General features: G+C 71.2%; 23 protein-coding genes. 5 read left to right on the forward strand and 18 right to left on the reverse strand.

All coding sequences use genetic code 11. The annotated features are described in order from the left end of the window. The first annotated feature begins 27 nt into the window (after nucleotides 1–27). Nucleotides 28–183 carry a hypothetical protein gene (locus IH26_RS61345; protein WP_169789788.1) on the forward strand — a complete coding sequence of 52 codons (156 nt, stop codon included), beginning with the start codon at nucleotides 28–30 and terminating at the stop codon, nucleotides 181–183. Next, nucleotides 180–1,022: a PfkB family carbohydrate kinase gene (locus tag IH26_RS0121195; RefSeq protein ID WP_030437965.1), complete on the forward strand. Its 843-nt coding sequence runs from the start codon at nucleotides 180–182 to the stop codon at nucleotides 1,020–1,022. Before IH26_RS61345 ends, IH26_RS0121195 begins: the two co-directional genes overlap by 4 nt. Before the next feature lie 2 nt (nucleotides 1,023–1,024). Here the strand turns inward: IH26_RS0121195 and htpG are convergent, their stop codons facing one another. From htpG to IH26_RS53770, 3 genes are all read right to left on the reverse strand, one after another. Beyond that, entirely contained in the window at nucleotides 1,025–2,854 is a 1,830-nt protein-coding gene (htpG, locus tag IH26_RS0121200) for a molecular chaperone HtpG (protein ID WP_030437966.1), read from the reverse strand. A 200-nt stretch (nucleotides 2,855–3,054) separates the two neighbouring features. Further along, entirely contained in the window at nucleotides 3,055–4,149 is a 1,095-nt protein-coding gene (locus IH26_RS0121205; protein WP_034215797.1) for a hypothetical protein, read from the reverse strand. Between the two features lie 356 nt (nucleotides 4,150–4,505). Further along, nucleotides 4,506–5,381: an RNA polymerase subunit sigma-70 gene (locus IH26_RS53770; protein ID WP_245665349.1), complete on the reverse strand. Its 876-nt coding sequence runs from the start codon at nucleotides 5,379–5,381 to the stop codon at nucleotides 4,506–4,508. A gap of 98 nt (nucleotides 5,382–5,479) precedes the next feature. Here IH26_RS53770 and IH26_RS62985 point away from each other — a divergent pair, with 98 nt between their 5' ends. Together IH26_RS62985 and IH26_RS0121220 are read left to right on the forward strand one after the other, a co-directional pair. Continuing rightward, complete coding sequence (locus tag IH26_RS62985) at nucleotides 5,480–6,379, forward strand: hypothetical protein (protein WP_051808361.1); 900 nt, start codon at nucleotides 5,480–5,482, stop codon at nucleotides 6,377–6,379. 201 nt (nucleotides 6,380–6,580) lie between these two features. Continuing rightward, the gene (locus IH26_RS0121220; RefSeq protein WP_030437969.1) at nucleotides 6,581–7,084 is read left to right on the forward strand and encodes a GNAT family N-acetyltransferase; all 504 of its coding nucleotides are present in this window, start codon (nucleotides 6,581–6,583) and stop codon (nucleotides 7,082–7,084) included. Here IH26_RS0121220 and IH26_RS0121225 read toward each other — a convergent pair. From IH26_RS0121225 to IH26_RS53775, 11 genes are all read right to left on the reverse strand, one after another. Further along, the gene (locus IH26_RS0121225; protein ID WP_169789789.1) at nucleotides 7,041–8,024 is read right to left on the reverse strand and encodes a serine hydrolase domain-containing protein; all 984 of its coding nucleotides are present in this window, start codon (nucleotides 8,022–8,024) and stop codon (nucleotides 7,041–7,043) included. The genes IH26_RS0121220 and IH26_RS0121225 overlap by 44 nt on opposite strands. Before the next feature lie 303 nt (nucleotides 8,025–8,327). Continuing rightward, nucleotides 8,328–9,866 (reverse strand): P-loop ATPase, Sll1717 family, encoded by a 1,539-nt coding sequence (locus IH26_RS0121230; RefSeq protein ID WP_051808362.1) that lies wholly within the window; start codon nucleotides 9,864–9,866, stop codon nucleotides 8,328–8,330. Next, nucleotides 9,863–11,923 (reverse strand): protein kinase domain-containing protein, encoded by a 2,061-nt coding sequence (locus tag IH26_RS0121235; protein ID WP_030437972.1) that lies wholly within the window; start codon nucleotides 11,921–11,923, stop codon nucleotides 9,863–9,865. Before IH26_RS0121235 ends, IH26_RS0121230 begins: the two co-directional genes overlap by 4 nt. After that, entirely contained in the window at nucleotides 11,920–12,660 is a 741-nt protein-coding gene (locus IH26_RS0121240; RefSeq protein ID WP_030437973.1) for a PP2C family protein-serine/threonine phosphatase, read from the reverse strand. Before IH26_RS0121240 ends, IH26_RS0121235 begins: the two co-directional genes overlap by 4 nt. A gap of 5 nt (nucleotides 12,661–12,665) precedes the next feature. Beyond that, nucleotides 12,666–13,229 (reverse strand): FHA domain-containing protein, encoded by a 564-nt coding sequence (locus IH26_RS0121245; RefSeq protein ID WP_030437974.1) that lies wholly within the window; start codon nucleotides 13,227–13,229, stop codon nucleotides 12,666–12,668. Continuing rightward, nucleotides 13,214–13,864, reverse strand: coding sequence for a 4Fe-4S cluster-binding domain-containing protein (locus IH26_RS0121250; protein ID WP_034215799.1), 651 nt, complete (start codon nucleotides 13,862–13,864; stop codon nucleotides 13,214–13,216). The genes IH26_RS0121245 and IH26_RS0121250 overlap by 16 nt, the downstream gene beginning before the upstream one ends. After that, the gene (locus IH26_RS0121255; protein WP_030437975.1) at nucleotides 13,861–15,708 is read right to left on the reverse strand and encodes an AAA family ATPase; all 1,848 of its coding nucleotides are present in this window, start codon (nucleotides 15,706–15,708) and stop codon (nucleotides 13,861–13,863) included. Before IH26_RS0121255 ends, IH26_RS0121250 begins: the two co-directional genes overlap by 4 nt. Beyond that, nucleotides 15,705–16,964, reverse strand: coding sequence for a hypothetical protein (locus IH26_RS0121260; protein ID WP_157437298.1), 1,260 nt, complete (start codon nucleotides 16,962–16,964; stop codon nucleotides 15,705–15,707). The genes IH26_RS0121255 and IH26_RS0121260 overlap by 4 nt, the downstream gene beginning before the upstream one ends. Nucleotides 16,965–17,075: 111 nt before the next feature. After that, entirely contained in the window at nucleotides 17,076–18,350 is a 1,275-nt protein-coding gene (locus tag IH26_RS0121265) for an RNA polymerase sigma factor (RefSeq protein WP_051808374.1), read from the reverse strand. A 5-nt stretch (nucleotides 18,351–18,355) separates the two neighbouring features. Beyond that, nucleotides 18,356–18,688, reverse strand: coding sequence for a YciI family protein (locus IH26_RS0121270; RefSeq protein ID WP_030437978.1), 333 nt, complete (start codon nucleotides 18,686–18,688; stop codon nucleotides 18,356–18,358). A 65-nt stretch (nucleotides 18,689–18,753) separates the two neighbouring features. Then, nucleotides 18,754–19,125 (reverse strand): nuclear transport factor 2 family protein, encoded by a 372-nt coding sequence (locus IH26_RS53775; protein ID WP_051808363.1) that lies wholly within the window; start codon nucleotides 19,123–19,125, stop codon nucleotides 18,754–18,756. Between the two features lie 83 nt (nucleotides 19,126–19,208). On the opposite strand from IH26_RS53775, the gene IH26_RS0121280 reads away from it, so the two are divergent. Then, a complete protein-coding gene (locus tag IH26_RS0121280; RefSeq protein WP_030437979.1) occupies nucleotides 19,209–19,796 on the forward strand; it encodes a TetR/AcrR family transcriptional regulator in 588 nt (195 codons plus the stop codon). On the opposite strand, the gene IH26_RS0121285 is transcribed toward IH26_RS0121280, so the two are convergent. The 4 genes from IH26_RS0121285 to IH26_RS0121300 all read right to left on the reverse strand — a co-directional run bounded on the left by IH26_RS0121285 (nucleotide 19,766) and on the right by IH26_RS0121300 (nucleotide 23,943). Next, complete coding sequence (locus tag IH26_RS0121285) at nucleotides 19,766–20,752, reverse strand: discoidin domain-containing protein (RefSeq protein WP_030437980.1); 987 nt, start codon at nucleotides 20,750–20,752, stop codon at nucleotides 19,766–19,768. The genes IH26_RS0121280 and IH26_RS0121285 overlap by 31 nt on opposite strands. A gap of 147 nt (nucleotides 20,753–20,899) precedes the next feature. After that, a complete protein-coding gene (locus IH26_RS59905; RefSeq protein ID WP_157437299.1) occupies nucleotides 20,900–21,064 on the reverse strand; it encodes a hypothetical protein in 165 nt (54 codons plus the stop codon). Between the two features lie 35 nt (nucleotides 21,065–21,099). Beyond that, on the reverse strand, nucleotides 21,100–22,143 hold the full coding sequence (locus IH26_RS0121295) for a hypothetical protein (RefSeq protein WP_030437981.1): 1,044 nt from the start codon (nucleotides 22,141–22,143) through the stop codon (nucleotides 21,100–21,102). 72 nt (nucleotides 22,144–22,215) lie between these two features. After that, the gene (locus IH26_RS0121300) at nucleotides 22,216–23,943 is read right to left on the reverse strand and encodes a DUF2207 family protein (protein WP_030437982.1); all 1,728 of its coding nucleotides are present in this window, start codon (nucleotides 23,941–23,943) and stop codon (nucleotides 22,216–22,218) included. Between the last annotated feature and the right edge of the window lies 1 nt (nucleotide 23,944).

A 23,944-nucleotide genomic window follows, 5' to 3' on the forward strand; every position in this document is an offset into this window, starting at 1 on the left:
GTGACCGGGTCGCGGAAGGGGGCCGGCATGAAGAAGGCAATCGGCTGGATCCTGCTCATCCTCGTCATCTTCTACATCGGCACCAGCCCCGGGCCGGCGGCGGACATCGCCCACAGCATCGGGAACGGGATCGGGCAGGCGTTCCGCGGCGTCGGGACGTTCTTCCACGATCTCGCCACATGACCCGGATCGTCTGCGCCGGACTGGCCACGGTGGATCTGGTCTATCGGGTCGACCGGATTCCCGGAGTGGACGAGAAGGCGCAGGCGACGGGATTCGCCGTGGCCGCGGGCGGGCCGGCCACCAATGCCGCCGTCACGGCCGCCGCGCTGGGCGCGGAGGTCACTCTGGTCACGGCGGTGGGCCGGCATCCGCTCGGGTCGCTGATCCGGGCGGATCTCACCTCGTACGGAGTTCAGATCATCGACGCGGCGGCGGATGCCGGGGCGCCGCCGCCGGTCTCCGCGATCACGGTGCTGGACGCGACCGGGGAGCGGACGATCGTCAGCCGCAACGCCGGCGACCTGGCGCTGGGCGTACCGGATCTGCCCGATGCCGACCTCACCCTGGTCGACGGGCACCACCCGGCGCTGGCGGTCGCGGCGGCCCGCGGCGCGCGCCGGCTGCTGGTCGACGCGGGTACCTGGCGTCCCGTGTTTTCCGAGATCCTGCCGCACGCCGAGACGGTGGCGGCGTCGGCTGCCTTCCGCCATCCGGCCGCCGAATCGTCCGACGACGCCGCGCTGGCGGCGGCTATCGGCGCGCCGCACGTGATCGTGACGCACGGACCGGAGCCGGTGCGCTGGTTCAGCGGCCGGCGGTCCGGCGAGGTCCCGGTGCCCCCGGTCACGGCGGTCGACACGGCCGGCGCGGGCGACGTCTTCCACGGCGCCTTGGCGGTCGCCCTCGCCGACTCGGACAATTCCGATTTACCGGATTGTATCGGCTTTGCGAATCGGGTGGCCGGCCTGCGGGTCACCCACGCGGGGCCGCGAGACTGGCTCGCGGCCCTGCCTGGCTGACCTCAGACGGTTCGGGCGAGCCGATCCGCCAGCAGTTTCGCGAACCGGGCCGGGTCTTCCAGGTCCCCGCCCTCGGCCAGCAGCGCCGTCCCGTACAGCAGCTCCGCGGTCTCCGGCAGCGCCGCGTCCGCCGCGTCCCGCTCGTGGGCCGCGCGCAGCCCGCTCACCAGCGGATGGTTGGGGTTGAGCTCGAGGATCCGCTTGACCCGCGGCCCCTCCTGCCCCATCGCCCGGTACATCTTCTCCAGCGTCGGCGTGATGTCGTCGGTGTCGCTGACCAGGCAGGCCGCGCTCGTGGTGAGCCGGTGCGAGAGCCGCACCTCCTTGACGTTCTCCTCCAGCCGGTCCTTGAGGAAGGTCAGCAGCGGCGCGAAGTCGCCCTCCGGCTCCGGCTTGTCCTCGTCGTCCGGCAGATCCACCGACCCGCGCGCGACCGACTGCAGCTTCTTGCCGTCGTAGTCGGGCACCGCCTCGACCCAGATCTCGTCGACCGGGTCGGTGAGGATCAGCACCTCGTACCCCTGGGCCTGGAACGCCTCCATGTGCGGCGAGTTCTCGACCTGCGACCGGGACTCGCCGGTCAGGTAGTAGATCTCCTCCTGGCCCTCCTTCATCCGCTCCACGTAGGCGGCGAGCGTGGTGGGTTCCGTACCGTACGTGGACGAGAAGGTCGCCACGTCAAGGATCGCCTTCTGGTTGTCCGGGTCGTTGAGCAGGCCCTCCTTGACGGCCTTGCCGAACTCCCGCCAGAACGTCGCGTACTTCTCCGGGTTGTTGGCGAGCAGGTCCTTGATCGTGGAGAGGACCTTCTTGACCAGCCGCCGGCGGATCATCTGGATGTGCCGGTCCTGCTGCAGGATCTCCCGGGAGATGTTCAGCGACAGGTCGGCCGCGTCCACCACGCCCTTGACGAAGCGCAGGTAATCCGGGATCAGCTCCTTGCTGTCGTCCATGATGAAGACGCGCTTGACGTACAGCTGAAGGCCGCGGCGCGCGTCCCGCTGGAACAGGTCGTGCGGCGCGCGGGAGGGCAGGAAGAGCAGCGCCTCGTACTCGAAGGTGCCCTCCGCCCGCATGTTGATGATCTCGAGCGGGTCGCTCCAGTCGTGGCTGATGTGCCGGTAGAACTGGTGGTACTCGTCGTCGGACACCTCCGAGCGCGGCCGCGCCCAGAGCGCCTTCATCGAGTTGAGCGTCTCCTCGCCCTTACGGATCGGGAAGGAGATGAAGTCGGAGTACCGCTTGACGATCTCCTTGATCTTCCACTCGTCCGCGTAGTCGAAGAGCTGATCCTCCTCGTCCTTCGGCCGCAGGTGCACGGTGACACTGGTCCCGACCGGCGCGTCGGGGTCGTCATCGATCGTGTACGTCCCCTCCCCCGTCGACTCCCACCGCGTGCCGTGCCCCTCGGTGCCGGCCTTGCGGGTCACCAGCTCGACCTTGTCCGCCACCATGAAGGTCGAGTAGAACCCGACGCCGAACTGCCCGATCAGCTCGGGCGACTCTTTCGCCTCCTTGAGCTTGGCCAGCAACTCGGCCGTCCCCGACTTGGCGATCGTCCCGATCAGGTCGACCACCTCCTCGCGGGTCATCCCGATCCCGTTGTCCCGCACCGTCAGCGTCCGCGCCTCGGCGTCCGCCTCGATCTCGATGTGCAGGTCGGAGGTGTCCGCCTCAAGCCCGTCCTGAAGCGCCGCAAGCCGCAACTTGTCCAACGCGTCGGAGGCGTTCGAGATCAGCTCCCGCAGGAAGATGTCCTTGTTCGAGTAGATCGAATGGACCATCAACTGCAACAACTGCCGCGCCTCAGCCTGAAACTCCAACGTCTCCATTCCGCACTCCCGTTCGCCGTCTCGCCTACGCCCCGAATGTTATGACCCCAGCGTCACGGCCCGACCACCCTCCCCCTCAAACCAACTTCAACTTCAAACCCATGAGGACGTACGCGCGGCACAAGTCCCCGCTTTGCCGGACCGGCCAGGCGTCCCCTCGAGGCCATCCCCCGCTTCCGGGCTGTCCTGCACCGTTGCGCTCACCCCACCGCCGCGAAGCCCGCCGTGGCCCGGGAGACGTGCCGGGCCAGGACGCGGCGCGCCTCGAAGACGAGCAGCAGCACCGCGGCCAGGGCGAACACCGCGTGGCTGACCACGATCATGGCCGGCGAGGCTTTGATGACCGGCTGCATCAGGAAGCTGTGCCAGGCATAGGTGAGCAGCGCGCCGCCCGCGGTCGCCAAGCGGTGCCGCCCGTCCCAGCCCGGCTTGCGCGACCACCGCACGACCAGGAAGGCAGCACCGGCCAGGGCGACGGCCAGCAGAACAGCGCCCGCCACGGCAGGCAGCGCGTCACCGACGAAGAAGACGAACCCGGCCCCCAGCATGGCGACCAGCACCACCCAGGGCCGCGGCGCCGCCCCGGAGACGTCCGCCCCCGCCGACCGCGCGGTCGCCCCCGCCACCGACCCGGACACGTCCACCCCCGGCGACGCCGCGGTCGCCCCCGCCGCCGACCCGGACACGTCCACCCCCGGCGACGGCGCGGTCGTCCGCGGCAGCCGGAAGGCCGTGACGATCAGCCCCACCGCAACGACGCCCGTGATGGCGAGCTGGGCCGGGCCGGCCATGAAGTGCCCGTCCGCATAGGAGATCGCGAAAGTGAAGACCGCGCCCACGACCGCCAGCACCGCGAAGAAGATCAGGCCCGGCAGGCGCAGCCACGGCGTGGCACGCCGGGTCGTCCACTCCTCGACCAGCGCGATCGGCGTGCTGACGCTCCACACGGTGTGCAGGGCCAGCACGAACAGCGTCCACGGAACCGCGATCCCGAGCGCCGGCACGAACCCGTGGTCGAGCAGATGCGCGTTCAGATAGTGGGGATTGAACAGGGACTGCGTCTCCAGCCCCTCCTCGATCACGCCGTAGGCGAGAGCCAGCAAAATGATCGTCGGCCACCCCCGCCCCGCCCGACGGGTCAGTTCGCGAATGACCACCGCCGCCCCACCGTAAGCGGGCGCCAGCGCAAGCACGAAGCTGAGCTGAGCCAGCGTGAAGTCACCCAGCAGAAACTCAGCCACCAGCGGCGACAGGAAGAACAAGGCGATCGCGGGAGCCACCCGACGCATGGACATATCCCGATGGTCAGCCGACCGCCCGACGATCCTCCGGGCCGGATGTCATGGGTCCCCGATGACATCCGCACCGCCCCAACAATGACTCCCGTCAGCCCGTCCGCACCTCCCCCAGCTCGTCAGCACCTCCCGCAGCCCGTCAGCACCTCCCGCAGCCCGTCAGCACCTCCCGCAGCCCGTCAGCACCTCCCGCAGCCCGTCAGCACCTCCCGCAAGCCCGGCCGCGCCTCCCCCTACCCCGCGGCACTTCCCCCAACCCGCCAGCACTTCCCCAACCCGCCAGCACCTCCCCCCAACCCGACGGTGACTCGGTCAAGCGGGGGCACGGTAGCCCAGGAACGTCGTCACGCTGCTGATCAGCTCCTCCCCGAACTCGAAGACCAGGAGGGCGAACGGTTCGAACTCGCCGTTCGGACCCGTCGGGCGCTCCTGCCACAGGGCCAGGCCGCCGTTGGCCGCCTCGGGGACCAGCCGGCGCCGTGGCACGACCCGTCGGACGCGGCCATAACCGCGGCGACCGTGTCGCGGCCGCGAATCCACCAGGTGAACGGGGGCATGGAGTTGACCACGTCTTCCTGCAGCAGGGCGACCAGGGCGGCCACGTCGTCCCGGTGGAAGGCATCCGCATACCGCTCGACCAGGGAACGCCTGGCCGCGTCGGAAAGCGGGCTCGGCGGGGACAGGTCGGTCTTGCGCAGCGACGCGCGGGCCCGTTGCAGGGCGCTGGTCACCGACGCGACGCTGGTCTCCAGCAGGGTCGCCACCTCGTCGGCCGGCCAGCACAGCACGTCGCGCAGGATCAGGACGGCGCGCTGCCGGGGCGGCAGGTGCTGCAGGGCCGCGACGAAGGCCAGCCGGATCGTCTCGCGCCGGACGGCGACCTCCGCGGGGTCGGCCAGCAGCGGGTCGGCCAGCGACCGATCGAGGATCGGCTGCACCCACGTCGACTCGGGCAGCGGCGCCCCCAGGTCGCCGCCGGGGCTCGCCGTGGAGGCGAAGTCGACCGCGCGGGCGCGACGCCGCGCGGTGCGGAGCATGTCGAGGCAGACATTCGTGGCGATGCGGTAGACCCACGTGCGCATCGAGGCGCGGGCCGCGTCGTAGTCGCCGGCGTGCTTCCACGCCCGCAACAACGTCTCCTGTGCGGCGTCCTCCGCTTCAGATGGTGAGCCGAGCATCCGATACGCGAAGCCCACCAACTCTCCGCGCATTGCCGTGAGCTGTGCCTCCATGCCCGGGAAAGCTACCCGCCCCCTACGACAAATACATCAGACCACGGTACGACATACCAGTCTTGATCTTGCCGAACCGGACGAGCACCGTTTACCCCATGCAATGGACCCCAGACGGCACCATTCGCAACGCGCTGTGGATCGGCGGCGGCCAGTGGGCCGGCAAGACGACCGTCGCCGGCCTGCTGACCGACCGCTACCACCTGGTCCACTATCACTACGACTACCACGACGCCCGCGGGCACGACGACCGCCGGATCGCCGCCCGCCTCCGCCACGCCCGGAAGACCGCGGAAGCCCCGGCGGCCAGCCCTCACACCACGAAGGCGACGTCCCCAGCGGCCAGCCCTCACACCACGAAGGCGACGTCTCCAGCGGCCGGCGCCCACACCACGAAAGCGGCGCCCCCAGCGGCCGGCGCCCACACCACGAAAGCGGCGCCCCCAGCGGCCGGCGCCCACACCACGAAAGCGGCGCCCCCACCGGCCAGCCCTCACACCACGGGGGTGGCGACGACGACGATCGGGCGGCTGATGCGGGAGGTGCTCGAAACCGACTGGGAGGCGGTCTGGATCGGCCCGAGCCCGGCCGAGATGGCCGAACGAGTCCTCGCCGGCTTTCCCGAGCGCTTCGGCTGGGTGCTCGACGACCTGCGCGGCATCGTCACCCCGCACCCGGTGCTCGTCGACGGCTGGGGCCTGCGACCGGAACTGGTCGCCGCGATCACCGACCCCGCCCGGATGGTGGTCCTGGCACCGACCGAGCCCTGGCGCCGTCACCAGGCGGCCGAGCTCCCCCGCGCCCGATATATCGGCCACCCGGTCAGCGACCCCGAACTGGCCGCCCGCAACCGCTTCGAACGCGATCGCCTGATCGCCGAGGACGCCGTCCGCATGGCCCACCGCCACGGCATCCGGGTGATCGAGGTCGACGGCACCCGCCCGGCCGAGACGATCGCCGACGAGGTTGCCGATCACTTCCGACCGTTCCTGCCCTAACGGAAGCCTCCGCCCGGTCGGCTCGGCGCATCGGCCGATCACCCTCGATCGCCCCCAACCGACGGGAGCGTCGCCGATCAGCGAGAAGTGCCGATCCGGCCGATCACCCTCGATCGTCCTCAAGCGGCGGGAACGTCTTCGATCGGCCGGCCTGCCGAAATGGCCGATCACATTCGATCGTCCCTGTCCTAGCGTGAAACCATGGACCGGATCGATGTCCGTCAAGCTACCGCGGTCGACCATTCCCGGATCGTCGACCTGCTGACCCGCTCGTGGGGCAGCACGATCGTCGTCGCGCACGGCGTTGTCTACGACGCCGCGACCCTGCCCGCGCTGCTGGCCGAGCGGCGGGGGCGGTTGGCCGGGCTTCTGACGTACGCCATCGAGGGTGATGCCTTTGAAGTTGTCTCGCTCGACGCGGTGGTGCGCGGCGCCGGGACGGGCACGCTCCTGCTGGACGCCGCCGCCGAGCAGGCCGAACGGGGCGGCCTGCGGCGGCTCTGGCTGGTCACCACGAACGACAACCTGGACGCGCTCCGGTTCTACCAGCGGCGCGGCATGCGACTGGTCGGGGTGGCCGCGGGCGCGGTGGACGAGTCCCGGAAGTTGAAGCCGGGCATCCCGCTGGTCGGCGACTTCGACATCGAGATCCACGACGAGCTCACGCTGGAGTTGCGCCTGCCGCGGCCAGGATCGCGTCCCTGACCGCGCACTGGTGCGGCGATCGGGCCGGGCCGCCGCCGAGCCGATTCGTCAGGTAGGCGACCACCAGCCGCCGCCCGGGATCGGCCCAGCCCATGCACGCGTTCGATCCGTTGTGCCCGAACGCGATCGGATCCGATCGTGCCCCGATGTAGCGCTCGCCCGGCAGCCCACCGAGTTGGAACCCTTCCGACCATCTGATCGGCATCCGCGAGACGCGATCGGTCTCGCCCTCACTGGTCGGCGTCGTGGCCGATCGCCAACTGCCCTCGTCGAGCAGCCATTGATAGAACAGCGCGAGATCCCGCGCGGTGCCGGACATCGTCGCCGCCGGGATCGCCGCGTCCCGCACCGCCCGCCGGTTGAACAACGTTCGCGGCACCAGCGGCCCGTCCCGCAGCGGCACCCGCGCGCCGCCGAGCCGCATCCGCTCCATCCCGGCCGGCTCGAAGACCTGCTCGCGGAACACCTCGGCCAGCGGCGTGCCGGTGACCCGCCGCACGACCTCGCCGAGCAGAAAGCCGTGGCTGATGACGTGATACGCGGGCACCTCGCCGGGCGGCGTGTGCGGCCGGGCCCGCGCCAGGGCGCGCACCGAACGATCCCAGTCGGTCGCGAGCAGGGCGTCCCGGCCGATGCTTTTCGCGTACGGGAGTCCGGAGCGGTGCCGCAACACGTGCCGGATGGTGATGCCGTCCTTGCCGTTCGCGCCGAACTCCGGCCAGAACCGAGCGATCGGATCGTCGAGCGCGAACGCTCCCTGCCCAGCGAGCCGGTGCACGAGCATGGAGGTAAGCGGTTTCCCGGCGGAGAAGAGCAGAAATGACGCCTCCCGCTCGACTCCCCAGGCCCGATCGAGATCGATCCGGCCGTCCCGGATCACGCACAGCTGAGCCGCCGCTCCCCGCTCCGAAACGATCCGGCTCGCCACTTCGAGGTCCACAATCGAAAGTTTGCCCGAAGTAGCACCGGGCGACGCGGAGGAGACAGAACTGTTGCGCCGACGGTTCTTTCGAGGTGTGATACCTCCCGGTGCCTTTGCACACGAGGGCGCAACGACCGGCGTGGTCGTGGAACGGTGACCGCCATCGCCCGCCCACGACCGCGTCGCCCTTTCCCGCGGCCGCGTCACCCTCGTGCCCGGCCGCGTCCCCCAAACCGCGGCTGACGCCTGCCCTGTCGGCACCCTCGTCGTGGCCCGCACGCCTCCGACAGCACGGCGAAGCTCGGCTCCTCCGGCTGGTTCTCAATCCTCACGATGGACGCGACCCACACCGGTGTCGATCCCGCCGAACACATTTGTCGCCGCCAGATTGCGTCGCAGGGCGCGTCTTCGCAGATATTCCGGTTCGAGTTCAACGGCACTGTCCGGTGCGGTCGCGCGGAGCGCCGGGCGGAAACAGGGGTGAATCATGAAGGCCGTGGCTGACGGCTTCACGCGTGCCCCGCGGTCGTAGCAATACATCGGCGCCCACGGGCTGCCGGTCCCGAGGAAACCGATGCCGAACAGGATCTCGATCATCGCCGCTACGTCGAGATATCGCGCGTGCGCCGGGAAATCGTCCCGGGCGCATTCGAGCACCGGTTCGAGCTGCTCGGTCAGCCGGTCCCGGGAGATCAGATAGCCGGAATCCTCGAACGTCGACAGCACGCGAGGCAGGAACGGATAGTTCACGTGGTACTCGTCCGACAGGTCCTGCAGCTTCCAGGCCGAGAACAGCTCGAGGGCCTCGCTGACATCCTGGGGCGCGATCCGGATGTGGTCGTACTGGGCGGCTACATCCCGGCACCGGTTGGCCAGCTGGATCACGTCGCGCGGCCGTTGGAGCGTACGGCGGACGAGGTCGGTGCCGACGCCCTCCTCGAACACGGCGTCCCAGAGTTGCTCGGCCGGGAGACCGGCGGCCAAGCTGGCCCGGATCCGTTGCACGAGCAGGTCGTGCAGCGCCCACGGCGTCCAGTCGATGCGCATCTCCTCGCCCCGTAGTTTGTCGCGCTCAGTGAACTGCAACTGGTCGTAGATGTCGGTGCGCAGGAACACGCAACACCGGACGCCGGGGAACCGCTGCGGCACCTGTTTCGCCGCCATGAGCAGGCCGGTCACCACGTCGTCCGACTCCGAATCGTTGTTCCACACCGACTCGATCTGGTCGATCAGGACCAGTGCGCCGTGCGCGGCAGGGCATTTGAGTACCCCGATCGCCGCGGTGACCCCGTCCTCGACGACCTCGAGGCGGTTGATCGCCTCAATGCCCTCGGACGGACCGCCCACCTCGAGCGCGACCTTGGCGCCGAACGCCTCGAGAGCCAGCGAGGACTTCAATCGCTTGGCGACTTTCCAGAGCTTCTCGTGCAGCCGGAAATCGACCGCCTCGCCGTTCGCGGCCAGGAAACGCCGCAATGCGTCGACCGGTTCCGGTATCTCGCCGTGCTCGTCGCGAGCGTGCGTGACCAGATACTTGGCCAGTTGGACGGCGATCACGTACCGCCAGACGGCCTCCTTGGCCTTCGCCGCGGTCACGCCGTCGAGGTGGAACGCCCGCGCTTCGTGGCCAGAGGTGTCGTCCGGCGTTATCACGCAGCTGGCCGGCACGTTCGCGTGGATCATCGTGCAGATCGCGCTTTTCCCCGCTCCCTTGCGGCCGATGATCAATCGCTTGCGGCCACTCGCCGCGGCCTCGTACGCATCGGTGCGCAGGAAGCCCACGCGCAGCAATCCCTCCGCGGTGGCGTCCAGCTCCGCCTCGTCCCGCCCGAAGTAGAGCCGATCGATCACCGTGGTCACTGGACGGTCCCGGGCGTGCCGTTCAGCGCTCCGGCGACCGACATGATCACTTGCAGGAACGCGAAGAGGAAGCCCAGAGCCCCCAGCGCGATCGCCCACGTCGAGGCGCCGGTGTGCTGGGTGCGCCGGGCCCGGACCCCGAAGTAGATCGCTGCCGGGCCGACCACGAAACCGGCGAAGGGCACGCAGAGCGCGACGACCCCGCAGAGCACGCCGACCGGCACGCTGAGGCTGTCCATGCTGGCTCGCCGCCGGGCCTGCTCGGCCGCCTCGGCCGCGATCCGCGCGCGTTCGGCCTGGGCGATCTGGTCGTTGGTCTGCTGCGCGGCGATCGGCGCGGCCACCATCAGGACCGCGTGTTGGGCCGCCTCGTACTGCGGATCCACCTGCTCGCCGGTCAGCGCGAGGAACCACGGCTGGCGGCGAGCCTGAACGTTCTGGGTCGCCCGCCAAGCCGGTTCGGCGAACGCCGCCTGCTGTCCCTCGTACGCCGCGACGAGCAGCTGCAGCCGCAGCGACTGCAAATCGTTCGGATTCGCTTGTACGTTGACCTGCCGGAGCTTCAGGGTCGCGGTCTCGACGCAGCGATGCCAGCGGTCGTCGAACATGGCGTACCCGGCGCAGCCCGGTGCGTCGTCGCAGATGGTGAGGATGCCGTCCGCGTAGAGCTGATCGATCAGCTGGCGGGCGCCGGCGTCGTTGGCGGTGGCCTGCCGGATCAGCTCGCGCAGGTGCTCGTCGTCCAGCCGGTGGCCGTTGAACTCCGGGGGAGCGTCCGGATCGAGTGCCATGATGACCTGCATCAGGCCACGTTCGGGGCGCTCGTCGACGCCGTTGTCGAGCGCCTGAACCGCCGCCGTACGGTGGTGTTTGGTCATCCAGTCCTTGAGCGCGAGGTACTGCGGGGCCTTGAGCTGCCGCCCGGCCAGCAGGCGACGGCCTTCGCCCCAGTTCTGGCGCAGTGCGGCCGCCAGCCGCACCGGGTCGTTGTAGCCGACGCCGCCGAAGACGAAGATCGCGGTACTCGCCGGGGCCGCGCCGGTCCGGGCGGGCTCCGGCTCGGCCACCGGGGGCTTGCCGCCGTCCCGCCACAGCTTGATCTGCTCCGGTCCCCAGCGCTTCTCGGGCGCCCGGGTGAGCAGGCCACGCAGCAGCAGCCGCCAGTGTTCGTCCGCGACCTCGGAGACGTCGATGTCCCGGCTGATCAGGAACGCGGTGATCATCCGATCGTCCTGCCAGGTGCCGTCCGGCCGCTGGAACGGGTTCAGCCCGGTCAGCAGCTCGAGCAGGATGATGCCGAGGGACCACCAGTCGACCGAGCGGGACGCCTGCCCGCTGATCGCCTCCGGCGGCGCGTACGCCGACGTCCGCGAGGTGGTGCCCATCTGGTGGGTGGCCAGGATGAACTTGGTCAGCCCGAAGTCGGCCAGCACCAGGTCGAGCGGCTGCATGGAGCGGACCAGCACGTTGCCCGGCTTGATGTCGCGGTGCACCATGCCCATCGAGTTCGCGTACGTGACGGCGGCGGCGAGCTGGTCGAAGATGTCCATGACCTGCGCGGACGGCCACGGCGCCGGGTACCGGCGGATCATGTCCTCCAGCGAGCCGTCGCGGGCGTACTCGAGGATCTCCCAGACGTAGCCGTCGCCGCGGCCGTATTCCAGCAGCCCGATCAGGTGCCGGCGATCGGCGGCCCGCAGGCGCCGGAGCTTGTCCTCGTCGAGCGGGAGATCCTGGCGGCGGTAGAGCCGGACGACGCACTGCTGCCCGCTGTCGCGGTCGTTCACCAGCACCAGGTCCGCCTCGCCGCCGGCGCCGAGCTCCCGGTCGACGACGAATCGCTGGGCCAGCGCCGGCGGCAGGTTGACCCGGACGAAACGGTCGCCGTCGGTCCGCGGCGCGGGTACGACGGCATCGCGGGTCGTGCCGGGAGCGCCGTCGCGGGTGGTGCCCGGGGCGCCGTCCCGCACCGTGCCCGGGACCGAGGCGACGCCGCGGGGGATCTCCGGGACCGGGTCGCGTCTGGTGCCGGGGGCCGGGGGCCGGTTGTCGCTCATCGGTCCTCCACCCCCACCGTCGCCAGCACGATCGACACGTTGTCGTGCGCGCCCGCGTCCAGCGTGGCCCGCAGCAGCCCCTCGACCGCGGCCACCGGATCCGCCTCCCGGGCCAGCTCCTCGATGTGTTCCGGGGCCAGCTCGTCGGTGAGGCCGTCGCTGCACAACAGGAATCGGTCGCCCGGCCGGACCTCGCTCTCGTGGACATGCGGCTCCACCTCACCCCGGTCGGACCGGCCGCCGAGGGTCTGCGTCACCACGGTCGCGATGGTGGCCTGGCCCGCCTCCGGCGCCGGCGAGTCGTCGGTGGACAGCTGTACGAGGTGGCCGTCGCGCAGCAGGAAGCACCGGCTGTCGCCGACGTTCACGCAGATCATCCGGTCGCCGGCGACGACCAGGACGACGATCGCCGACCCCATTCCGGTCCAGGCCCGATGGTGCGCCATCTCCTCGTACACCGCGTCGTTCGCCGCCCGCACCGCCTTGACCACGGCGGCGGAGTCGTGGAAGAGCGGTGCGGCGTCGCCGATCGTCGCGGCCGCCACCCGACTGGCCCGGCCGCCCTCGGCGTGACCGCCGAGACCGTCGGCGACCAGGCAGGTCACCGGGCGTACGGAATCGACCGTGAACCGGACCGGCTGGCCCTCGACGACGCCGGACTGGAATCCGGCGACCGACACGGTGTCCTCGTTGTGCCCACGCTCGCGGCCCCGATGGGTCACCGCGACCACATCCATGCATCTCACGCTGACTCTCCTGTCACAGTTGCCTCCAGCCGGGCGGCGAAGCGCACCCGGTCGCCGGTCCTGAGGGGAGTGGCCCTACCGGCGGGCACCCGTTCGTCGTTGACGAAGGTGCCGTTCATCGAGTCCAGGTCGGTCACCGTCAGAGTGGTGCCGTCGCTGCGAATCTCGGCATGCCGCCGGGAGACGTTGCCGTACTGCCCGGCGTCGATCCGACCGGCGATCGGTGACTGTTCGCGGCCGACAATGAGCGGCCGGTCCGGCGGCACCGGGACGGGACCCCACTCGAACCGCAGCGTGGTGGCGGCGGTCCGTCCCGGTAGACCGCAGTGCCGGCATCCGGCGGCGGGCGGCCGGCCGTCGTGCACGCAGTCCGGGTCGCCGCACGCCGACGGGCCGGCCGCCGGTGGGATCGAAGCGGGTGCGGCGGCCGGAACCTCGGCCGGTGGCTCGACCGGTTCGGGCGCCGGCTTCGGCACCGGGGTGAGGAAGCACGACGAGCAGTACTGCACGCCGGCCGGGATGTCGGCCTTGCAGCCCGGGCACATCATTTGCTGCGCCATGACGCCTCCGCATAGCCCAGGCCGCGACGAGCCATCGCCGCCTCCAGCGCGGCCAGATCGCCGGGCGCCGGTACGCCGATGTGGTAGATCCGGTCACCGTCGCTGCCCAGCTGCATCCGGGTCTGCCCGGCGGGCCGGTCGACCTCGGCGTCGTACCGCTCGTGACCGAGTGGCGTCAGCGGGATCAGCTCCTGGTTGGCGGAGCCGCGCCATTTGTTGCCGGGCGCCTCGGCGGCCACGAACGGTCCGGGTATCACCGCGTCCAGCCGCGCGAGCTGCTCGCCGAATCGGGCTCGCAGCGCCGCCATGCTGCGCCCGCTGTAGGCGAGCAGGTCGATCGGCCGGTCGCGGGTCGCGCGCCAGGCGTGCAGCGCGCCGAGCAACGCCAGCAGTGCCGCGGGCTGGTCGAACGGTTCGCCGCCGCTGATGGTGACCCCGTCGACGTCGTCCGGCAGGCCGGCGAGCCAGTCGGCCACGGCCGCCACCTCGACCTCGGTGGCCGGATCGGCGGCCCAGGTATCGCGGGACACGCATCCCGCGCAACCGATTCCGCAGCCCTGAACCCACAGCCCGGCGCGGCGGCCGTACCCGAGGACGACGACCGGATAGTGGACCCGGTTGATCCGGATTCTCATGCCAGGCTCACCTGGTGCATGCCGTCGGCCTCCCGGACGTCGGTCACCGTCACGGTTCGGCCGCTCAGGTCCTCGCGCCGGAACAGTTCCCGGGCCAGCGGGTTGACCAGCGCGCTCTCCAGGTGCGACCCGATACCGCGGCCGCCCATGGCCAGGTTCCTGGTCGCCCCGGCCAGCAGCTGCCGGCGTACCGGCTCGGTGAGCCGAAGGTCGACGCCGTGCTCGGCCCGCAGCCGCTCGCGGACGTGCGCGACCAGGACATCGAAGATCTCGGCCGCCGTCCCGGCGTCGATGAAGTTGAACACCACGATGTTGTCGCCGAGCCGGTTGAGCAGTTCGGGCCGGTTCAGCACGGTCGTGAAGTGGTGCTCGACCGCCCGCCGGACCCGGGTCTCCAACTCCTCGCGGGTGAACGGCGCCTGCAGCGGGTCGGCCTCGCGCTGGATCGCGTACTCCTCGGAGGTCACCCCGAGGTTGGACGTGAAGACCAGAACCGTCTCGGAGAAGTAGACCGTGGATCCACTGGCGTCGGTGAGCCGGCCGTCGTCGAGGATCTGCAGGAACTTGTCGAGGATCCGCGGGTTGGCCTTTTCCACCTCGTCGAACAACAACAGGCTGAACGGCCGCTGGCGTACGGCGTTGGTCAGCTCGCCGCCGGCGTCGTGGCCGACGTACCCCGGTGGCGCGCCGATCAGGCGGTCGGCCGAATGCTCGGCGGAGAACTCGCTCATGTCGAAGCGGGTGTACGCCCGGGCATCCCCGAAGATCTGCTGCGTCAGCTCCTTGGCCAGCTCGGTCTTGCCCACGCCGGTCGGCCCGGCGAAGAACAGCACCCCGCGGGGCCGGGAGACGCTGCCGCCGGCCTGCGCCCCGGACAGCCCGAGGACCGCCCGGACCAGGATGTCGACCGAGCGCTGGACCGCCTCGCGCTGGCCCTTGACCCGCGACGAGATGTTCTCGGCGGCGTGCTGCATGCGGCCGCGCAGGTGGGACGCGCGCCACGGGTTGTCGTGCACGCCGACGCGGTAGCACCGGACGGCCTCGTCGATCTCGCCGATCGGCGTACGCATCCGGGCCGCCAGCCGGGCGATCGCCATCATGCTCCGCAGCGTCATGCCCTGGGTCTGCTCGGCGAGCCGCCGTTCGAGCTCGCGCCGGTCGGCCTCGTCCGCCTCGCGGTAGCCGGTCAGCGCATTGGCGAGCCAGCGGGCGGCGGTCTCGCGGACGCCGAACTCCGGCATCGGCACCGCGATCTTGCGGACGTCGTCGTTGCCGGCGGTCAGCCAGACCGGTAGATCCCGCTCGTTGTTGACCGCCCAGACAACCGGGTTGTAGAGCGGCCGGGGATCGTTCGGCACCGGCTTCGGGTACGCCACCCGCGACAGCCGGTCACACCGGGCGAAGAACGCGTGCTCCGCCGATTCCAGGTGGGCCGGATCCAGGATGAGCCGGGAGGCGAAGTCGATCAGCACGGCGCTCCGTTCGCCGTCGGCCGCGGCGACCCGTTCGATCACGTCGAACAGCGCGCCGAACAGGCCCTCCTTCTCGTTCCACGGACCCCAGGCCGGCCGGTTGTCGCGCTGGATCACCTCGCCCGCCGCCTTGGCGGTTACCGCGTCGGCCGGCAGTACTCCCAGGCCGGCCACGGCGTCGGCCACGACCAGGTGCGGGTAGCCCTCGTCGGCCAGCACGCGGTGCAGACCGGTCTGCAGGTCGCAGGGCTCCCAGCCGTGCGGCGCGGGCAGCAGGAAGACATCGCGGACGTTGCCGTACAGGACGATCTGCGAGTTGATCGACAGGGCGGTACGGACCTCGCGCAGCCAGGCCGGGTATCCGTCGGTCATCGGGGGAGCTCCCGTTCACGCCGGTGGAGCTCGGAGCGGCGCCGGTCACCGCGGCGGCGCCGGTCGAACGGGAACCGGGCCGGATCGACGGGTTGTACCTGGGCTTCGCCCTCCTCGCTGCGGTGGGTGGTGGTGACCCGCAGGCCGCGCGCGGACAGGGCCGGAAGGAGCTGGTCGACGGCCGAGCACCACTGGTGTTCGACCGCGGCCAGGTCGGTCTCCTCCGCGTCGGCCGGAGCGATCATGTTGAAGTAGTAGGCGTTCTCGTCGCCGCGACTGCGGACCCGGACGGCCAGCTCGTCCCAGCCGTTTCGGTGCAGATGCGCCAGCCCGTCGCGGCCGAGCGCGACTTCGAAGTCCTCCTCGACCGCGCAGCCGATCTCCTGGAGCGACTCGCGCAGCGCCTGCCGCGTGTAGTCCCGGACCAGCGGAGCCAGCGTCGCCGTGATCGCGGTGTCGACCGCGCGGGCCAGGCCGTCCAGGTCCGGTTCGGGCTCGACCGCGGCGGCCAGGATCTTCGCCATGGCCTCGTCGATCGCCGCTCCGCTGAATCCGGCGAGCCGGCCGGCCAACTCGCGCAGGGCGGTCCGGCGCCGGTGTGCCTGCTGGTTGGCCTGGTGGACCGAGTACCGCAGGTCGTCGAGCAGCCGGAGCTGGCTCGTCTCGGTGCGGGCCAGGAGCGCGTCGGCGGCCCGTCGCTGCAGGGCCGCCGCCAGTGGGGGCGGCACGCCGCCGTCCAGCCGGGACAGCACCCGTTCGAGGGATTCGGCCACCTGCCGGCTGGGCGTCGGTGCGGCGGCCTGCTCGGGCCGGCCCGGGGTCGGCGTCGGCTTGGGCAGCCGCGCCAGCACGGAAGCGACGTCGGCCATGATCCGGCCGGCCCGGGCCGCGGCCATTTCCGTACGGAACCGCGCATCGGCCGCGGCCAGCATCACGTCGACCTGGCCGGCCCAGGCCTCGGCCCCGTCCAGGTCGGCGCCGACCGAGGGCACCTCACCCAGAGCCGGGACGGCCGTGATCCGCTCCCCGAACTCCGCTCGCCCGCGCTCGATCTGATCACGCAGCAGGCCGTGTTCGGCAACGGCACGTGCCAGCCGATCCGCGGCCGCCCATCTGCGGGACTGGCGCTCGGCCAACCGGTCGCCGGCCGCGCCGGCCAGCGCTCCGACCCCTCGCGCGGCCAGGAATCCGGCACCGGCGGCCAGGCCGACGGCCAGTACCGGCAGCGCGAACACCACACCGACTTCTGCACTCACGGTTCGATCACCCCTGCGGTAGTCGAGCAGGACTGTCCTTGTCTGACGGACAGAACCTTTCGCCGTCGCAGCACGCGGAGAAAGTTCGCGCAGAAGTGACCGAACGAGGGACTAGGCGACCCGGAGGGCCTCGGCGCGGGCGCGCAGGAACCGCCGTTCCGCGTCGTTTCCGGCCTGGTCGGCGGCCAGGTCGTAGGCGTACGCGGCCTCGGCCCCGCGGCCCAACCGGCGCAGCAGGTCGGCCCGGACCACCTGGCGCACGTGGTGCTGGTCGAGACCGGTCAAGCCGTCGACTATCGCCAGCGCGGGCGCCGGCCCGTGCACCTCGGCGAGCGCCACCGCTCGATGCAGGGCGACGATCGGGGTCGGCGTCAGGGCGGCCAAGTGGTCGTACAGGATCAGGATCTGCCGCCAATCGGTCGCATCCGCCCGGGAAGCGTCGGCGTGCACCGCATTGATCGCGGCCTGGACCTGATACGGCCCGGGCTGGTTGCGTCGTAGGCAGGCGCGCAGCAGCGCCTGGCCCTCGCCGATCAGCGCGCGGTCCCACAGCGAGCGGTCCTGATCGGAAAGCAGCACCGGGTCGCCGGCCGGGGTGGTGCGGGCCGGGCGGCGGGCCTCGATCAGGAGCATCAGCGCGAGCAGGCCGCGGGCCTCCGGTTCGTCCGGCATCAACCGCACGAGGGTACGGGTCAACCGGATCGCCTCGGCGGTGAGATCGGGTCGCGTGAGGTTGTCGCCGGCGCCCGCCGCGTACCCCTCGTTGAAGATCAGGTAAAGGACGGCCAGGACCGCACCGAGGCGGACCGGCAGGTCCGCGTCGCGCGGCACGCGATAGGGAATGCCGGCGTCGCGGATCTTGCCCTTGGCGCGGGAGATCCGCTGCGCCATGGTCGCCTCGGTGGTCAGGAACGCTCGCGCGATCTCGCCGGTGGACAGGCCGCCGAGCAGGCGCAGGGTGAGCGCGACGCGGGCGGCGGGGCCGAGCGCCGGATGACAGCACGTGAAGATCAGTCGGAGCATGTCGTCGCCCCATTCGGTGGTATCCGAGACGTCCGGCCCGTCCGATCCAGAAACGCCGGACTCGATCGCCGACGATCCGAACGCGGCCTCGACCCCCGGCCGGGCCGACTCGCGCCGCAACCGATCGATCGCCCGGTTGCGCGCCGTGGTGATGATCCAGCCGGCCGGGCTGGGCGGGATGCCCCCTTCCGGCCAGCGCCGGACGGCCGCGACGAACGCCTCCTGCACCGCCTCCTCGGCCACGTCGAGGTCGCCGAGGTAGCGGGTCAGGACGGCGACGGCGCGGCCGTACTCGGCCCGGAAGATCCGCTCGATCGCGGCGGCGTCCCGCGGATCCGCCCGATCGGCCGCTTCCGCGGGCATCTCGGTCACACCGCCGGCCGGACCTCGATGGCGAGCGGCGGCCGCAGGATCGCCGACATCCGCCGCCCCCACTCCAGGGCCGCGTCCAGATCGGGCACGTTGATCACGGTGAAGCCGCCGAGGTGCTCCTTGCCCTCGGCGAACGGCCCATCCGTCATCACCTGGTCGCGCAGCACGGTCGCGGTGCTGGCCGGGTGCAGCCCGAGCGCGAAGACCCACACGCCGGCGGCGCGCATCTCCTCGTTGAGCCTCCCCAGGTCCGCCATGATCGGGTCGAGGACCTCGGGCGGCGGCGGGTCGCCGTCGGGCTGGTAGACGCTGAGCAGGTATTGCCTCATCGGGTGGCTCCTTTCGAGTGCTCTCATCGTCTACACGATCGGATCCGAGCGTTTTCGACAGACCGTCAGCTCATCATCTCCGCGAGCGCCGCGTGGTGGTGATAGTCGCGCGTCTCCACGATCAGGCCGTCGCGCACCCGCAGCACTTGAATGTTCGGGAGCACCCGGTCGCCGACGGCATAGTCGAACTCGGCCACGATCAGTTCCGGATCGGTCGTCTCGTAGACCCGCACGTCCCGCGGCCGAAGGCTGATCTGACCATCGAAGCGCGCGAAGTGCTCACGGACCTGTTCGCGGCCGTGGATCCGGACCGCGGCCGGCATCATGAACGGGATCGTGACGTCGGCGTTCTCGTCGTACAGCAGGTGCAGCCCGGACCAGTCGCCGCTGCCGATCCCGTCGCTGAGCCGCTGGAAAACTTCCCTGGGTGTGCTCATGGCTTCTCCCCTGGTTAAATAGGAGCCCTCACTCCGCTTCCGAATATACGGAGTACGTACTCCGTTTACCACCCGGGATTCGCATGACCCTGCGCGCCGACGCCCGCCGCAACCGCGCCCGCATCCTCGAAGCCGCCGAGAAGGTGCTGGTCGAGCGGGGTACGACGGTGTCCACCGAGGAGATCGCACGGGCCGCCGGGGTCGGCATCGGCACGCTCTTCCGCCACTTCCCGACCAAGGAGGAGCTGATCCAGGGCGTCTTCGTGGGCCGCCTGCACCGGCTCGCCGACGACGCTTTCCGACTCGCGGAAAGTTCCGACCCGGGGAAAGCCCTCACTTCTTTCCTGCGGCAGGCGGTCGCGCAGGGCGAGGTCAAGAACGCGCTCGCGGCGATGCTCACGTCCGCGGGCGTCGACCTGCACGAGGCCGCCGGCGAGGCGCAGCAGGAGGTCCGGCGCGCACTGGGCACGCTGCTGCACAGCGCTCAGGAGACCGGCGCGGTGCGCCGGGACCTCGAGGTGGCCGATCTGATCGGTTTGCTGGCGGGCACGTCGAGGGCGATCGAGTACGCGGGATCGGACGTGACCGCACGCGATCGGATCCTCGCGGTGATCCTCGACGGCCTGCGCCCGCCGGACGGTCAGCGCACCTCGAACTCCAGCAGGGAGTAGCCGTACTGGGTGCTGCGCTGGGTTCCATACATGCGCACGTACCGGGCCGCGGTCGGGCGGATCGGGATGTCACGTACGCCGGCACTGCCCTTGGCCGTGCGGTAGACGGTCGTCCAGTGCTTGGCGTCGAGCGAGACGTCGACGTGGTAGCTCTTCGCGTACGCGTTCTGCCAGTCGAGCTTGATGTCGGTCACCGACCAGACGTCGGCCAGGTCGACCCGGATCCACTGTGGATCGGAGAAGCCGCTGCTCCACCGCGTGGTGAGGTTGCCGTCGACGGCGGCCGCGGCCGGGAAGCCGGGCTGCTCGTCGCTCAGGCTCTCGGCCTTCTTGTGCAGGGCAAGATTGACTTTGCCCGGATTCGGCCGACCGGGCGGCCCGGCAGGCAGCGACGGCGGGAGCGAAGCGGGAAGCGAGAGCGAGGCCGAGGCGCCCGCGGTGGGAGCCGATGCGATCGGCGCCGCCGCACTGAGCGACGGCGCGGACGAGGGCGCCGGGTCGCCGGCGAGACCGGTATCGGCCGGCTGCGGGTCGGGGGTCTCGCCGGCGCTCGGATCGACCGTCGCGACGCGATGATCGACGGGGAACGGGTTCCCGCGCATCGCCACGTAGGCCGCACCGCCGCCGGCCGCGAGGAGGACGATCACGAACGGCACCAGCCAGAGCCGACGCTTGCGCCGCTTCGGCGGCTCGACCGGCGAGCCGCCGAAATGCCCGCCTCCGCCCGGCGGCTGAGCGGCATCGCCGCGCGCGTCCGGACCGGGCCCGCCTGTCCCGACGAGGCGCCAGCTCCCGGTGATCTCGCCCGGCACCCGGGGCGACCCGTCCGGCGCCTGGCCCGGGCGCGGCGAGGACGCGAACACGGCGCGTAACGAGGCGGCCCGCTCGGCGGCGGCGCGCTCGGCGGCCGTGCGCTGGTTGGGTACGTCAGCCGGATCGGTCGGCGTGCCTTCCACCAACATCTCCTCAGCAGCGGCGGTATCGGACGGGCCGTAGCTTAGCGATCTTCCTGACATCGATGCATCTCGCGGTGCCGCGTGGCGGAAAATGGTCACCCAAGCGCCGCCGCGATCACTCGGCGTAGTCGCGTCCCACCACAGAGGTCAGCGGACGAACAGCAGGAACAGGGCCGCCCACGTACACCCGATCAGGAAGAGCACCACCGGGAACTCATCGGCCAGGACCGCCGGCGCCGGGCGTCCCGGGTCGTCGGCGGGGGCCAGGTCATCGGCGGCCGGCACACCGAGCGCGTGACCGAGCAGGAGCACGACCAGCAGCGCGACCCGGCGAGACCGACGCAGCGTCAGGGAGCGGCGCTGCCGGAGACGGACGAATCCGGCACCGGAACGGAGCGGGCCGGCGGCCGCACGTTGCGGGCAACCAGAACGGTCGCCGCCCCCGTCAAAGACACGTAGGTGAGAAGGCCGGTGACGATGTGGACGTTCCAGCCCACTCCGATCTCGATGTCGGCCACCAGAAACACCGTGCCCCACACCAGCGGCGGCCCGGCCAGCCCGAGCAGCAGCCACGACACCGAGGAGGCGGTCCACAGCAGCGGCCCCACCACCCGGATCACCAACTCCACACCGGCGGCGGCCGCGGCGACCGTCAGCGACAGCCACCACTTCTCGTCGGAGAGGAACATCAGATGCATGGCCAGCGCGGGCACCGCCACCAGCAGCGTGGGCACGCCGATCGGTACCGACCACCGCCGCCCGAGCAGGATGATCGGCAGCAGCAGGAGCACGGTGGTGAACAGATACCCGTGCAGGATCTGGCCGTCGGTGGAGTAGATCCGCACCGGGTTGTTCCCGTGGCCGAAGAACATCGTGCCCAGCACGTTGGCGTGCAGCGAGAAGATGTGCAGCGGCAGCACGGTGAGCAGCGCCGAGATCGTGACCAGCGTCCCGTCGCCCAGGTTCAGCCGCGGCGCGCTGGTCATCAGGGCCGGCCCGACCGCGACCAGCACCATGCCCAGGATGATGAACTGGTGGCTCGGGCTCACGAAGATCTCGAGGCCCTTCTCGATGCCGAAGATGTTGTGCCACAGCGTGTCGACCGCGCCGCCGGCGAGCAGAAACGCCATGCCCAGCAGCGGGATCCGCAACGCGTTCGGCAGCGCCAGCAGGCCGGCGTAGGTGGGGAGCCGCGGCAGCCGCGAGCGCAGCAGCCAGACCAGGGTCAGGCCGGAGGCGGCGATCCCGGAGTACAGCACCGCGTGCCACGGCGTCCAGAAGGTCTCCAGCTGGGGCGTGGTCGCGTGCGCGTAGGCGTCCAGTTGCAGGCCGGTGACGAGCCAGGCGCTCGCCACGAGCATGATCCAGCGCTCACGGGCGGAAAACGTCACGGTCCGCTCCTTCGGGTGCACGACGAGGCCGCTTCAACCGGACAACCTACATTCCCCCGGGTAAATGGATCGTCAACTCCCCAGCCGTTGCCCCGCCCGGGCGACCAGCCACGGCAGCCCCGCCCGGCCGGCCTTGCCGTCGCCGAGCAGCGTGATCACGTGGGTGGTGTCGCCCTGCCGGAAGGCCGCCCGCTCGCCGCTCACGAAGGCTCCGCCGGGCAGTTCCTGGCCGCGCCGGTTCGCCCGCCAGGCCACCCGCCCGGGCAGGCCGGAAAGCGACTGCACCAGCGCGACCGGCCGCCCGCCCGCGGTGAACTGATGCCCGAGCGGCAGCGGCGACGACTCGACCGGCCGCCCGACGACCGAGGCGATCTCCTCGTCGGAGAAGACCGAGGCGGCCGGCGCCGTCGGCGGCATGACCGCGAGCGAGAGCGATCCGGTCTCCTCCTCGGTGACGGTTTCGACCAGGTCGCGCGATCGGCCGTGACCGACCGTCACGATCTTGACGATCCGGCGGGACCAGGGACGCACGGTGATCGTCACGGTGTCGCCGTCGCGGCACTGCCCGGGGAGTTCGGCGGGCAGTCCCCACGCGGTCGTCCGGTCGCTCGTCCCGTCGTCCACCGCGAGGTGGTCGAGCCAGGGGATCGTCTCCTCGTCCCGCCGCCGGCTCTTCCAGAGCGACCGCCACAGCACCTCACCGGTGATCTCCCGCTGCATCGCCAGGTCGAGCAGCGACCGAACGACCCGGTAGACCCCGAGCAGCAGCAGAACGATCCCGGCCACCCGCAGGTACCAGAGGTAGGGCAGAAACTTCAAGAGCAAAGACCCGGTTGCGGCGTACGCGAGACCGCTCACGACCAGGAAGGACAGCGGCCGCCCGTAACGGGGCCAGAAGGCCGGGTAGCGCACCCGGACCCGGTGCCAGGTGCCCCCGAAGGACGACCAGACCAGCCGCTTGTCGCCCATCTCCAGGTCGAGCACGGCACTCGCGAGCCGGCTGGCCCCCACCGCCGCGCCGTAGGCGAGATAGCGATCCCAGACGGCCACCGCGGCCGGCGGCAGTTCGGCGAACTGCTCGTGCGCCCGCAGCCAGTCGCGCACCCCGAGCCAGCGGGCGGCCGCCGCGCGCCCGGCCGGCGTGTCGCGCTCGCCCAGCGATCGCGCGCCGACCGCGCTCAGCACGACGAAGGTCATGATGCCGAAGGCGACCGCCGGCGGCCGGTCGTCCGGTGCCTTGCCGATCCCGAAACGCCACGACGCGACGGAGACGACCACGCCGGCGCCGAAGGCGAGCGCCGCCAGCACCGTGGCGACCGTCTTGCTGATCCGCCGCTGGGACAGTCCGGCCGCGCGGGCCTCGGCGATCACCGCCCGCCGGAGGCGTTTCTGCCAGGCGGCGGATTCGCCGGCGTCCCGGAAGGTGAGCGCGGTGACCGGCACGACCCCGTCGACCGCGAGCCCGCGCACCCGGTCCAGCACCTGCGACTCGTACGGCAGCAGGGTTTTGGAAGCCGGCGGCGAGGCGACCGGATGGAGGGTGGTCTGCATCGGGTCATTGCCCGGCTGGCGCAGCTCGACGAAGCGGCGCGCGGCCAGGTCGAGCAGCGTCGACTCGCCCGCGTCCTCGGTCAGCGCCCACCGGTTGACCAGCAGGCTGACCACCGCCGGCGACTCCGGGCCGAGGTCCATGGTGGCGGGCCCGGCCGGTGGCGACGCCGGGCGGGTGAGCAGGCGGCAGATCGCGTAGGCGACCAGCCAGCACCCCACGGCCGCGACCGCCGCAAGCACCTCGGCCATC

Origin of the sequence: Actinoplanes subtropicus (genome assembly GCF_000721705.1) — a bacterium.
In the GTDB taxonomy this organism is placed as follows: Bacteria; Actinomycetota; Actinomycetes; order Mycobacteriales; family Micromonosporaceae; genus Actinoplanes; species Actinoplanes subtropicus.